The organism is Mesorhizobium sp. P2_C7, assembly GCF_056404515.1.
The window spans coordinates 199,428-210,753 of the sequence record NZ_JBFUDW010000002.1 but is presented as its reverse complement, the minus strand read 5'-3'; the positions used below and the strand labels follow the sequence as shown (position 1 = coordinate 210,753).

The following is an 11,326-nucleotide window of genomic DNA, read 5'->3' as shown; positions in this document are numbered from 1 at the left end:
AATGCATGTCGCCCAAAAGTGCGCGGCGCTTTTGGGGCAACGACATGCATGGTGCGTGGCGGTTTTGGCATGTCGCAACGATGCGGCGGGCAAGGGCATGGATCAAGGAAAGCAGACGGCGGTTCTGTCATGAGGGTTACCCTGAAGGCATACGCGGCTCTCATGCTGGTGCAGGGTGCGCTCTGGTCCAATCCGGCGCATGCCGACTGGCGCGATGATATCGGCACGTTCCGCATCGGCATTGTTGCCGAGCCAGGCGCCGGCAACACCGTTCCGGGGCTGGCACGGTTGACCGACGCCTATACCAAGGCCTTGGGGATGAAGGTCGAGATTGTCGTTGCCCGCGACTATGCCGCGCTGATCGAGGCGCAGGCCAATGCCCGCATCGAATACGCGATCTATTCGGCGACCGCCTACGCGACGGCGTCGCAACGCTGCGGATGCGTCGAGCCGCTTGTGGCTCCGGTCGATTTTGACGGCGCGATCGGCATCCGCTCGGTTCTGCTGACGCGGGACGGCAAACTGCCTGATCTGGCGGCAATGGAAAGCCATCGCATCGCCATGCCCCCTTCGGACAGCGTCGGCGGTTCTCTGTTGCCATTGGCGGCGTTGACAGCGGAAGGCCGCAAGATTGCGCAAGATGCACCATTTCTGGTCCATGCCGAGTCGGCTGCTGCGGCGGAAACGATGCTGCTCGATGGCAAGGCCGATGGCCTGTTCGGCTGGGTGACGGCTGCTGCCGACGGCCAGCCGGAAGCATCGGGCGCTCAAGCGTCGGGCACCCAAGGATCTGGCACCCAAGCATCGGGCACCCAGGCGAGGCTCGAAGCGACGGGGCTTTCGGCAGCGGCGCTTCAGGTCGTATGGGCGTCAGGCCTGCTGAGATATGGTCCCCATGCCGTCCGCAGCGACCTCGATCCGGAAGCCAAGCGCCGGCTCACCGTCTTCCTCACCAACCTCAAGTCGATGACGCCAGACATCTACGATCTCCTGGAATCAAAGCATTCCGGTGGCTTCGCTATCGTGGTGCCAAAGGATTACGACATGGCCGCCGCTGTCGTGCGCTTCGTCGCGGGCAGTGGTCCGGGGCAGTAACGCGAGGCTTTGGAGCGGTTTTGCGAGCGGTTCAGCAATCGCCGCAAGGGATCGTCACACTTCTACGCGGACGCAGATAGTAGGACTCGCCCATCGTCAGGGCGTTGAAAGCCGTGGTCAATCCAAGCTTCTGTTGGCTGCCCGCCGACCAGGTGATGACCGGCTTGTAGCCAAGAGTGCTGTCGACGCGAATGAGGAAGGTGCCGGCGACCTTGAGTTTTGCTGGAACCGTGGTGGTGGTGGGGCCAGTGCTGGCGACGCCATTGACCAGCTTGCGCGACCACACCACTTGCACCAGCGGCGTTGCGTCGGTCGTGACCTGTATGGCCGTGATGGTGATGCTCGGGACCGAGCGGTTGTAGGGCTGAAGGGTGACGGCGCCGATCGCCATGATGGCGTCGATATCCGCCTTGACGACTGTCGTCTGCTGGGTGACGAGATCGGCCACCATGCTGCCGAGACGACTGACCTTCTTGCTGGTCTCGATGGCTTGTGACGCCTCCATGGTGATGAAATACATGGACAGCAGAAGAGGCATGATCAAGGCGAACTCGACTGCCGCGATACCGCGGCGATCGGACCCGAATCGAATTGCTTTGCGCCAAATTCCTGAAGTCTTGAGATGTGCCCCCGCACGCGTCATGCCCATTGCCCTCTTTCTTTTACTGCTCGTGCATCCGCCTCGAACTCAATTGTCGAACGGCTCGTTCTGCCAGGTTACCGACGCGAAATGCAGGGTCTTGTTGCCGCCCATCGACTGGGCCAGTAGATCGGTCATGATCGGCCATTTGTAAAAGACCCGCAGCATGTTCTTCGATTCCGCAGCACCCGCCGTAACAGCAAAGGACTGGTTGGCGCCGCCGTTGGTCAGGACGACTTGGCCAGCCTGTATCTTGAAGCCGGCCGCGGCGGCGGCGGCGAACGTCGTATATTGGCGAAGATCGACGTCCAGCTGATTGGGACAATCCTGCGAGACGATGATCTCCAGTTTGTTGCAGATCATGTTCTTCAAATTGTCTCCGGCGACGTCGGCCGCCCTTAACTGGCCGGTGCGCAAGCGGCGAGCGACATCGTCGGTGATGTTGGACAACACTTCCTGGCCGGCAAATGCGATGCAGCTTTCCAGAATGGCAAAGACAAGCAGCGCAAACGGGATTGCAAGGATTCCGAATTCAATTGCCGTACTGCCGCGCCGGTCGCGAAGGAAGCGAGCGAAAAACCTTGGGCGTCTCGCTTTGTGCTCGTCTGCGGAGCCGAATTCCTTGCTCATGTCTGATCCTGCCGATCTCTATGCGGTCTCGGAAGGCGTATTAGCGCAAACCAATTGAGGCCCGGTTTGAATGATCGTTAAAGTCGTCGATGGCGTCTTAACCAGCCGATAACCTGAACGGCATTCCACCGCGCCATCCTATCGGGTGCCGTTCATCTCAGCCTCGGAGGATTTCTCCGCATCACTCTTATAGGAGCTTTCGCAATAGGGCGTGCAGGACATGGTCTGTATTTCTGCACGGCGATAGATACGCACCGACGAGGCGGCCTGCCGCACGACGGTAACCTGTTCGTCGACGATCGGGCTGCCGTCCGTATCGAGCACGACCAGATTGGTGACGCCGAAACCCTTGCCGGTCAACACGATCGTCGAGGCGTCCTGTACGGAAGCGTCGGCGATTGCCGGATTGCCGACCACGATCGTATCGGCGGGACGCGACAGTTTGACGATCTTGGCCTGGTTCATCGTGACCTCGATGCCGGCCCCGGCCATGGCGGGCGCGACGAAGCTCGCGGCGACAAGAAGCGCAGCAATCACGATTGACGATCTCGGCTGGGCCATTGAGGCGCTCCACGCAAGCAGACTGATCAACGGAACATGAACGAGATTGGTGAACCAACGGTTAAGCGGACACCCTGGTCGAAGGGTGCGGCGTGCCAACTTGATTGCCTGCGGAGCGCGATCTCCCCACCATCGACCCCTGCAAACGGATGGGGCCGGCCGGCATTTAGTGCTGGGTTAACCACGCAATATATTCGAACCAGGAAAGGAATCGGTAAGGCTGTTTATTAAGCCGATCGAAAGAGCTTCTCCCTAGATTGCCAGTATCCGATCAACCAACGCAGAAGTTGACGGAAGTGCTGTAACACGTGGAGTAGGAGCTCTCGAATGTCTAATCTCATCGCACGTTTTGTGAAGGACGAATCCGGCGCGACCGCTATCGAATATGGTCTGATCGCCGCTCTCATCGCGCTCGCCATCATCACTGGCGCTGGCGCGCTCGGCAATGCACTCAACACCAAGTTCCTGGCTATCGGAAACACCCTGAACAGCAGCGGCAGCTAATATGCCGCATAGCTGAGCGCTGGGCGCTGAGCGCTTGGATCACGTTCTGGAGAAGGGCTGCCGCGTGGCGGCCCTTCTCTATTCCGCTGCCAATACCAGTCGCCTTTTCGTTCCGGGCCTCACCAATCGTTAATCGAACATGGCTAGATTGAGCCCTGTGAAATCGGACAATAGGCATAGCGCCGATGCTTGAAGCCCTGATCTTCGTCGTGTTTCCGTTCTGCATGCTGTTTGCCGCGATCTCCGACATGCTGTCGATGACGATCGCCAATCGCGTGCCGGTGCTGCTTGTTGTTGTTTTCGCGCTGGTTGCGCCGCTGACGGGTATGGAATGGGCAGCCTATGGCGGACATATCGCCACTGGCGCCCTGGTCCTGGCCGTGACGTTCGGCCTGTTTGCAATGGGTGGCATGGGTGGTGGCGACGCCAAGCTGCTGGCCGCCTCCGCGATGTGGATGGGTCTCAATATACATCTCGTCGAATATCTTGTGGTCTCGACAATCATCGGCGGCCTGCTGACGCTCGCCATCCTCCTCTACCGGAAATCGCTGCTTGCGGCCGTTACCGGCCAAAATCCGTTTCTGCGCCATTTCGCCGAAGAGTCAAATGGGGTTCCCTACGGCATCGCGCTTGGCCTCGGTGGGTTGCTGACCTATCCGGATTCGCCCTTGATGGTCTGGGCGCTGACCAGGCTGGCGACCTGAACACGATCCGATTTCGGTTATCCACCAGCATTGCCGCAGCCGGCTTTCGACAACGCCGGGACGGCCCGTTTTGGCCGGTCAGGCCACATTCCGGCTAATTTATGTAAACGTTAAATTAATCACGATCGTAAGCATTACATTAACCTTGTTTTGACGATTGCCGCTGCAAAGTCCGGCTTGGCTACGTGGTTTGCCAGGGCAAGGGTTCGGACAGATGCCAGCATCGCGATTGATAATTCTGAGCGTGGCGGTGGCCGCGGCGGGTGGTGCCGGTTATGTCGCGAAGAATATGGTGGCACCGCCGCCCCAGATCGTCGTCGACTCCGGGCCCCAGGCGCCGGCGGTGTCGCTGCAGGATGTGCTAGTGCTTTCGGGCGACGTTCCGATGGGCAGTCCGCTCGAGAAAAACATCGCCTGGCAATCCTGGCCCGCCGACGGCATCAACGCGAATTTCATCACCCGCACCGCCGAGCCAGAGGCGCTGGAAAAGCTGAAGGGCTCCGTTGCCCGCGTGGCGATGTACGCCGGAGAGCCTCTGCGGCGTTCCAAGCTGATCGGCGAGGGGCAGAGCTTCATGTCGTCGATCCTGCCTTCCGGCATGCGGGCGGTCGCCACCGCCATCTCGGCCGACACGTCGGCCGGCGGCTTCATTCTTCCCAACGACTTCGTCGATGTCATCATGACCCGCAGGGGCGATGCCAGCGGCGGCGGCGCCACCAGTTTCAACACTGAAACCATCCTCAAGAACATCCGCGTCCTGGCAATCGACCAGACCATTCAGGAGGACGAGGAAGGCAAGAAGACCAGGGTGGGCCAGACAGCCACGCTGGAACTGACACCGCGTCAGGCGGAGATCATCACCGTTGCCCAGCAGATGGCGGATCGCCTGACCCTGGCGCTACGGGCGGTCGCGGACACCCAGGAAAAGAATCTGGGCGAGGCTGACTATCTCGTTTCCGGCAATGGCCGCAGGGGAACGGTGAGGCTGATCAAGTCGGGCGAAGTTTCCGAAGTGGGGGCAAGGAAATGAGGCTAAGTGGTAAACTGCCGGCAATTGTAGCCGCGGCATTCAGCCTGCTGCTCATCGGGACGAATCTGCAAGGCGTTGTCGAGGCAAAGAACGCGCAGGTCACTGCATCGACGGCAACCCAGCGCGTCAAGCTTGGCCTCAACAAGTCGGTGGTCATCGACCTGCCGAGCGATGCCTACGATATTCTCGTCGCCAACCCGGCGGTTGCCGATGCGGTGACCCGCACCGCAAGGCGTATCTATCTGTTCGGCAAGGCGGTCGGCGAGACGAACATCTTTGTCTTCGGTCCGAATGGCGAGCAGATCGTCAGCCTGGATCTGGCTGTCGAACGCGACGTTGCCGGCCTTGAAGACTATATCAAGCGCTTCATTCCAACGTCGGCAATCAAGGTGGAACTGCTGAATGACAACGTCGTCCTGACAGGGACGGTCGACACGCCGCTGGACGCAAAACGCGCCGTCGACCTGGCGACGATCTTCGTGTCGGGCGGTGAAGCGACCACGGGACAATATTCGCAGACCGCGGCCGGCGGTTCGGCGCAGAACGGTGTCCAGATCGACAATCCGGACCAGGAACGCCGCACCAGCAAGATCGTCAACCTGCTTCAGATCATCGGCGACGATCAGGTCACGCTGAAGGTGACGGTCGCCGAAGTCAGCCGCTCGGTGATGAAGCAGCTCGGCGTCAACATGGTCGGCAGTGGCGGCAGCAACGGCATCAGCTACGGCGCGGTCAGCGACAATTTCACCGGCCTCGGCAAGCAGCTGTCGAATTCGGGCTTCAACATCGGCGCCTCGGGGCTGCAGGCCTATATCAACGCCATGGAGCAGTCCGGCGTCATGAAGACACTGGCTGAGCCGACCTTGACCGCCGTGTCCGGCGAGAAGGCGACCTTCAAGGTCGGTGGTGAATACAACATGGTGAGCGGCGTCTCCCAGAATGTATCGACCGACAACCAGACCGGCCTGAAGACCTACAGCGTCGACAAGATCGAGTACGGCATCGGTCTGGAATTCCAGCCGGTGGTGTTGTCTCCCGGCCGCATAAGCCTGAAAGTCAGAACCTCGGTTTCCGAGCCGACAACGGAAGGGTCGGTTTCGTTTTCCAGTGGCGTGACCAGCCCCGGCATGAATGCCCTGTCACTGCGCAAGCGCCTTGCCGATACGACCGTTGAACTGCCCTCGGGCGGCTCCATGATGATCGCCGGCCTGGTTCGCGACGATGTCAGGCAAGCCGTCAACGGGTTGCCAGGGCTGACAAAGATTCCCGTGCTCGGCGCGCTGTTCCGCAGCAGGGATTTCGTGCGCAACGAAACCGAGCTGGTGATCATCATCACGCCGTATCTCGCACGGCCCGTGGCACGCAACGACCTTGCCAAGCCGGACGACAATTTCAACGCTGCCAGCGATGGCGCCGCCATGTTCCTTGGCAGGGTCAATCGCGTCTACGGCACCATGCAGACTGACAAGCCCAACGGCCGTTACCATGGCGTTGTCGGCTTCATCTACAAATAGGCGGGAGCGGATATGTCTCAGTCAGCATTGAAGGCAAGCACCATCGCCACGACGATGCGCTTTGGCCGTTCGCGGATTTGCGGGCGAGCCGTTCCGGTCCTGGCAATTGCGGTAGCGGCGCTGCTGTCCGGCTGCGCCAATCGCGACAGCGTCACCGTCGGTGCGATTCCGGATGATTATCGTACCAATCATCCGATCGTGATCGCGGAGAAGAACCAGAAGATCGACCTGCCTGTCGGCGCCGGCGATCGCGGCATGACCGGATCGCAGCGCGACACGCTTCTGGGCTTCCTCGACAGCTATGACAAGAGTGCCGCCCCGACGCTGACGATCCAGGTCCCGAGCGGGTCGGCCAACGAGGTCGCCGCGACGGCGGCGGCCCGCGATTTCGCCCGGCTCGCGGTCGCCGCCGGTGTCAAGCGCAACCGGGTCGTCGTCACCTCCTATCAGGCCGCCTCGAGCGAGATCTCCTCGCCGGTTCGCGTCTCCTTTGTCTCGGTCAGAGCCCAGACCGACAAATGCGGACGCTGGCCAGCTGACCTGGTCGAGACCTCGGAAAACAAGCATTATGCCGACTTCGGCTGCTCCTATCAGAACAATCTCGCCGCGCAGATGGCCAACCCGGCCGATCTGCTCGGCCCGCGCAAATCTACCGACATCGATGCTGAAAATCGCGGCGCGGTGATCGATGTCTACCGTCAGAGGGGCATCTCGGGCGAGTTCCTTAGCAATTCGGAAGTAGATTTCTGAGCCGCCGTCTCGGACAGAACAGGCCACGCGAAAGAGTATGATCATGAGCAACCTTGCCTACGACGCCCCGGTGGATGGCAGCGATACTTCGCAGCAAGACATCGCCGCGATGCAGGCATTGCGGCCGATCCCGCGCATCTCGATCCAGGCATTCTGCGAGACCGAGGGCGTTGCAAATCCGGTCGAGCGCGCCGGCGAGGACCGCCGCATGACGAAGGCGCATCTCAAGGTGCATATGGGCGGCGTCCCCACCGCCATCGAATTCTATCAGTCGGCGCCGACGCCCAATCTTATCCTGCTGGAATCGCGCAGCGAGCCGAAGCAATTGCTGGAGCAACTCGCCCAGCTCTCGGAATATTGCGATCCGACCTCGAAGGTGGTGGTGATAGGTCATTACAATGATGTCGGTCTCTATCGCGAGCTCATCCGCTCCGGCATTTCCGAATATGTGATCGCACCTGTGTCGATGGCTGACATCGTCAGCGTGGTGTCGTCGATTTTCATTGATCCGGAAGCCGAGCCGCTCGGCCGCTCGATCGCCTTTGTCGGCGCCAAGGGCGGCGTCGGTTCCTCCACGATTGCCCACAATGTGGCCTGGGCGATGTCCACCCTGTTCAAATCCGAGGTGGTCGTCGCCGATCTCGACCTCGCTTTCGGTACGGCCAACATCAATTTCGACCGGGATCCGGCGCAAGGCATCGCCGAGGCGGTGTTTTCGCCGGAGCGCATCGATGAAGTCTATCTCGACCGTCTGCTGACCCAGTGCGCAGAACACCTGTCGCTGCTGGCAGCCCCTTCGACGCTCGAAAGGGTCTATGACTTCGATCCCGAAGCCTTCGCGCAGCTCATCGACACCGCCCAGCGCAGCGTGCCGCTACTGGTGCTCGATATTCCCCATGCCTGGACGGGCTGGACCAAGAACACGCTGATCAAGGCCGACGAGATCGTCATCACGGCGACGCCGGAACTGGCCAATCTGCGCAACACCAAGAACATGGTCGACATGTTGAAGCGGCTTCGTCCCAACGACCCCCCGCCGAAGCTGATCATCAACCAGGCCGGCGTTCCCAAGCGCCCGGAGATTTCACCGTCCGATTTCACCGAGCCGCTCGGCCTGACGCCGATGTCGGTCATTGGCTTTGATCCGTTGCTGTTCGGCAATGCCGCCAACAACGGGCGCATGCTTGGCGAAATGGATGCCAAGAACTCGGTTGTCGCGATGATCAACGAAATCGCGCACGTGCTGACTGGGCGCAGTGAAATCAAGACGAAGAAGAAGGCAGGGCTTGGCAATCTGCTTGGCAGGCTCTCGCGCAACAAGAAATGACGTTTCAGCGGTGGAATCGGTAGCAGATCATGTTTGGTAAAAGAGGCAGCGACGACGGAAGCCGGTTCACGCCGGAATTTCGCCAGCCGGCACCGACCCCGGTTGCGCCGGCGGCCGTAAGTTCTGCGGATACGGCGGTGCTTGCCCGCCCCGCTGCGCCTCCGCCAAGCGCACCTGTCGCGCCGCCGGCGCGCCGCACAATCGATGCGCCGTCATCGGCACCGGACCTGAAGCGGGTCCAACGCGAAAAGAGCGAATCCTATTACGACACCAAGAGCCAGGTTTTCTCCGCGCTCATCGACACCATCGATCTGTCGCAGCTCTCCAAGCTTGATCCCGAAAGCGCACGCGAAGAAATTCGCGACATCGTCAACGACATCATCGCGATCAAGAATTTCGCGATGACGATCGCTGAGCAGGAGGAACTTCTCGAGGACATCTGCAACGATGTGCTCGGCTATGGGCCACTCGAGCCGTTGCTGGCGCGCGATGACATCGCCGACATCATGGTCAACGGCTCCAAGAACGTCTACATCGAAGTCAACGGCAAGGTCGAACAGACCGGCATCCGCTTTCGCGACAACCAGCAGCTCCTCAACATCTGCCAGCGCATCGTCAGCCAGGTTGGCCGCCGTGTCGACGAATCCAGCCCGATCTGCGACGCGCGTCTTCCCGACGGCTCACGCGTCAACGTCATCGCGCCGCCGCTCTCCATCGACGGTGCCACGCTCACCATCCGCAAATTCAAGAAGGACAAGCTGACCCTGGATCAGCTGGTCAGGTTCGGCGCCATCTCACCGCAGGGAGCCGAAGTTCTCAAGATCATCAGTCGTGTTCGCTGCAACATCGTCATCTCGGGCGGTACCGGCTCGGGCAAGACGACTTTGCTCAACTGCCTGACCAACTATATCGACCGCGAGGAGCGCGTCATCACCTGCGAGGACTCGGCCGAGCTGCAATTGCAGCAGCCGCATGTCGTGCGCCTCGAAACCCGCCCGCCCAATCTGGAGGGCGAGGGTGAGGTAACGATGCGTGACCTGGTCAAGAACTGCCTGCGCATGCGTCCCGAGCGCATCATCGTCGGCGAAGTGCGCGGACCCGAGGTGTTCGACCTTCTGCAGGCAATGAACACCGGCCATGACGGTTCGATGGGAACGATCCACTCGAACAGCCCGCGCGAGTGCCTGAACCGTATCGAATCCATGATCGCGATGGGCGGTTATTCGTTGCCTCAGAAAACCGTGCGCGAAATCGTCGTCGGCTCCATCGACGTGATCATCCAGGCGGCGCGCCTGCGCGATGGATCGCGTCGCATCACCCACATCACCGAGGTGATCGGCATGGAGGGCGACGTCATCATCACGCAGGATATCGTCCTCTATAACATCAAGGGCGAGGACGCCAATGGCAGGCTGCTGGGAGAGCATGTATCGACCGGCATCGGTCGTCCGCATTTCTGGGACCGGGCTCGCTACTATGGCGAGGAGCAGCGCCTCGCCACTGCGCTCGAAGCGATGGAGAAACGCGCTGACTGACGGCGTGAGGGTTCTAGCCAATGTTTGGAATTGACGGCACAGTACTGGCGTTTGTCGTGCTCGCCGGCTTTAGCGCCGGCGCGGTCGCCTATGCATTCCTGTTCACCCGGATCAGCAACGAGAAACAGGTCGGCAAGCGGCTTGAAACGATCAAGTCCGCCGAGACTGATCGCTCCGTCGTCAAGGCCTCGCGTGACCGTGCGGCGGAAGCCGTCAAGCGGCGCAAGTCGGTTCAGGATTCGCTGAACGAGCTCGACGCAAAGCAGAAAACCAACGACAGCAGGGTCAAGAAACCACCGCTGAAAGCCCAACTCCGTCAGGCTGGCCTGAAGATCACCGTCGAGCGCTTCTATGTATACTCCGCCATATGCGGCCTCGCTTTGACGATGGTTGCCTTTGTGGCCGGAGCGCCGCGGCTCGTTCTGCCGGGCGTGCTGCTGGCCGGCGCATTCGGCCTGCCGCGCTGGTTCGTCTCGTTTCGTCGCGCCCGCCGCGTCAAGGCATTCCTCAACGAATTTCCAAACGCGCTCGATATCATCGTGCGTGCAGTCAAGTCCGGCCTGCCGCTGAACGACGCCGTGCGCCTGATAGCCAACGAATCTCCCGAACCGGTGAAGACCGAATTTCGTCGTATCGTCGATTCCCAGCAGATGGGCCTGTCGATCCCCGATGCGACCTTGCGCATGCCCGAAACCATGCCTTGCACGGAGGCGAGCTTCTTCGGCATCGTCATCCAGATTCAATCGCAGGCTGGCGGCAACCTATCCGAGGCGCTGGGCAATCTTTCGCGCGTGCTTCGCGATCGCAAGAAGATGAAAGCCAAGGTCCAGGCACTGTCGATGGAAGCGAAAGCGTCCGCCGCCATCATCGGTGCGCTGCCTTTCATCGTTGCGTTTCTCGTCTACCTGTCGAGCCCGAACTACCTGATGCCGCTGTTCGTCACCAACGTCGGACACCTGATCCTTGGGTGCTCGGCGGTCTGGATGTCGATCGGCATCTTTGTGATGCGCAAGATGATGAACTTCGAAGTCTAGGA

The 11,326-nt window shown here is 60.6% G+C and carries 12 protein-coding genes; 9 read left to right on the top strand and 3 right to left on the bottom strand.

Going from position 1 to position 11,326, the window contains the following annotated elements:
* The first annotated feature begins 129 nt into the window (after window positions 1-129).
* Window positions 130-1,095, top strand: coding sequence for a phosphate/phosphite/phosphonate ABC transporter substrate-binding protein (locus AC1D2G_RS05985; protein ID WP_477412658.1), 966 nt, complete (start codon window positions 130-132; stop codon window positions 1,093-1,095).
* Window positions 1,096-1,126: 31 nt separating this feature from the next.
* Here the strand turns inward: AC1D2G_RS05985 and AC1D2G_RS05980 are convergent, their stop codons facing one another.
* The 3 genes from AC1D2G_RS05980 to AC1D2G_RS05970 all read right to left on the bottom strand — a co-directional run bounded on the left by AC1D2G_RS05980 (window position 1,127) and on the right by AC1D2G_RS05970 (window position 2,926).
* On the bottom strand, window positions 1,127-1,738 hold the full coding sequence (locus AC1D2G_RS05980; RefSeq protein WP_477393437.1) for a TadE/TadG family type IV pilus assembly protein: 612 nt from the start codon (window positions 1,736-1,738) through the stop codon (window positions 1,127-1,129).
* Window positions 1,739-1,783: 45 nt separating this feature from the next.
* Window positions 1,784-2,365 (bottom strand): TadE/TadG family type IV pilus assembly protein, encoded by a 582-nt coding sequence (locus AC1D2G_RS05975; RefSeq protein ID WP_477225343.1) that lies wholly within the window; start codon window positions 2,363-2,365, stop codon window positions 1,784-1,786.
* Window positions 2,366-2,503: 138 nt separating this feature from the next.
* Window positions 2,504-2,926 carry a pilus assembly protein N-terminal domain-containing protein gene (locus AC1D2G_RS05970; RefSeq protein WP_095082375.1) on the bottom strand — a complete coding sequence of 141 codons (423 nt, stop codon included), beginning with the start codon at window positions 2,924-2,926 and terminating at the stop codon, window positions 2,504-2,506.
* Window positions 2,927-3,253: 327 nt separating this feature from the next.
* Here AC1D2G_RS05970 and AC1D2G_RS05965 point away from each other — a divergent pair, with 327 nt between their 5' ends.
* The 8 genes from AC1D2G_RS05965 to AC1D2G_RS05930 all read left to right on the top strand — a co-directional run bounded on the left by AC1D2G_RS05965 (window position 3,254) and on the right by AC1D2G_RS05930 (window position 11,324).
* Complete coding sequence (locus AC1D2G_RS05965) at window positions 3,254-3,430, top strand: Flp family type IVb pilin (protein ID WP_184877599.1); 177 nt, start codon at window positions 3,254-3,256, stop codon at window positions 3,428-3,430.
* A 185-nt stretch (window positions 3,431-3,615) separates the two neighbouring features.
* Window positions 3,616-4,134 carry an A24 family peptidase gene (locus AC1D2G_RS05960; protein ID WP_095082371.1) on the top strand — a complete coding sequence of 173 codons (519 nt, stop codon included), beginning with the start codon at window positions 3,616-3,618 and terminating at the stop codon, window positions 4,132-4,134.
* Between the two features lie 214 nt (window positions 4,135-4,348).
* Window positions 4,349-5,164 carry a Flp pilus assembly protein CpaB gene (gene cpaB, locus AC1D2G_RS05955; protein ID WP_457153293.1) on the top strand — a complete coding sequence of 272 codons (816 nt, stop codon included), beginning with the start codon at window positions 4,349-4,351 and terminating at the stop codon, window positions 5,162-5,164.
* Entirely contained in the window at window positions 5,161-6,678 is a 1,518-nt protein-coding gene (locus AC1D2G_RS05950) for a type II and III secretion system protein family protein (RefSeq protein WP_095082367.1), read from the top strand. The genes cpaB and AC1D2G_RS05950 overlap by 4 nt, the downstream gene beginning before the upstream one ends.
* Window positions 6,679-6,690: 12 nt before the next feature.
* Window positions 6,691-7,428 (top strand): CpaD family pilus assembly protein, encoded by a 738-nt coding sequence (locus AC1D2G_RS05945; protein WP_457153294.1) that lies wholly within the window; start codon window positions 6,691-6,693, stop codon window positions 7,426-7,428.
* Between the two features lie 43 nt (window positions 7,429-7,471).
* Window positions 7,472-8,755, top strand: coding sequence for a CpaE/TadZ family protein (locus tag AC1D2G_RS05940; RefSeq protein ID WP_457153295.1), 1,284 nt, complete (start codon window positions 7,472-7,474; stop codon window positions 8,753-8,755).
* 29 nt (window positions 8,756-8,784) lie between these two features.
* Window positions 8,785-10,290: a CpaF family protein gene (locus AC1D2G_RS05935; protein ID WP_477412656.1), complete on the top strand. Its 1,506-nt coding sequence runs from the start codon at window positions 8,785-8,787 to the stop codon at window positions 10,288-10,290.
* Between the two features lie 20 nt (window positions 10,291-10,310).
* Window positions 10,311-11,324 carry a type II secretion system F family protein gene (locus AC1D2G_RS05930; protein WP_477412654.1) on the top strand — a complete coding sequence of 338 codons (1,014 nt, stop codon included), beginning with the start codon at window positions 10,311-10,313 and terminating at the stop codon, window positions 11,322-11,324.
* Window positions 11,325-11,326 lie beyond the last annotated feature (2 nt).

Coding starts and splice junctions, on each gene's coding strand:
- AC1D2G_RS05945 (WP_457153294.1), top strand. CDS start 6,691: ATGTCTCAGTCAGCATTGAAGGCAAGCACCATCGCCACGACGATGCGC.
- AC1D2G_RS05960 (WP_095082371.1), top strand. CDS start 3,616: ATGCTTGAAGCCCTGATCTTCGTCGTGTTTCCGTTCTGCATGCTGTTT.
- AC1D2G_RS05970 (WP_095082375.1), bottom strand. CDS start 2,926: ATGGCCCAGCCGAGATCGTCAATCGTGATTGCTGCGCTTCTTGTCGCC.
- cpaB (WP_457153293.1), top strand. CDS start 4,349: ATGCCAGCATCGCGATTGATAATTCTGAGCGTGGCGGTGGCCGCGGCG.
- AC1D2G_RS05950 (WP_095082367.1), top strand. CDS start 5,161: ATGAGGCTAAGTGGTAAACTGCCGGCAATTGTAGCCGCGGCATTCAGC.
- AC1D2G_RS05940 (WP_457153295.1), top strand. CDS start 7,472: ATGAGCAACCTTGCCTACGACGCCCCGGTGGATGGCAGCGATACTTCG.
- AC1D2G_RS05975 (WP_477225343.1), bottom strand. CDS start 2,365: ATGAGCAAGGAATTCGGCTCCGCAGACGAGCACAAAGCGAGACGCCCA.
- AC1D2G_RS05985 (WP_477412658.1), top strand. CDS start 130: ATGAGGGTTACCCTGAAGGCATACGCGGCTCTCATGCTGGTGCAGGGT.
- AC1D2G_RS05965 (WP_184877599.1), top strand. CDS start 3,254: ATGTCTAATCTCATCGCACGTTTTGTGAAGGACGAATCCGGCGCGACC.
- AC1D2G_RS05980 (WP_477393437.1), bottom strand. CDS start 1,738: ATGACGCGTGCGGGGGCACATCTCAAGACTTCAGGAATTTGGCGCAAA.
- AC1D2G_RS05935 (WP_477412656.1), top strand. CDS start 8,785: ATGTTTGGTAAAAGAGGCAGCGACGACGGAAGCCGGTTCACGCCGGAA.
- AC1D2G_RS05930 (WP_477412654.1), top strand. CDS start 10,311: ATGTTTGGAATTGACGGCACAGTACTGGCGTTTGTCGTGCTCGCCGGC.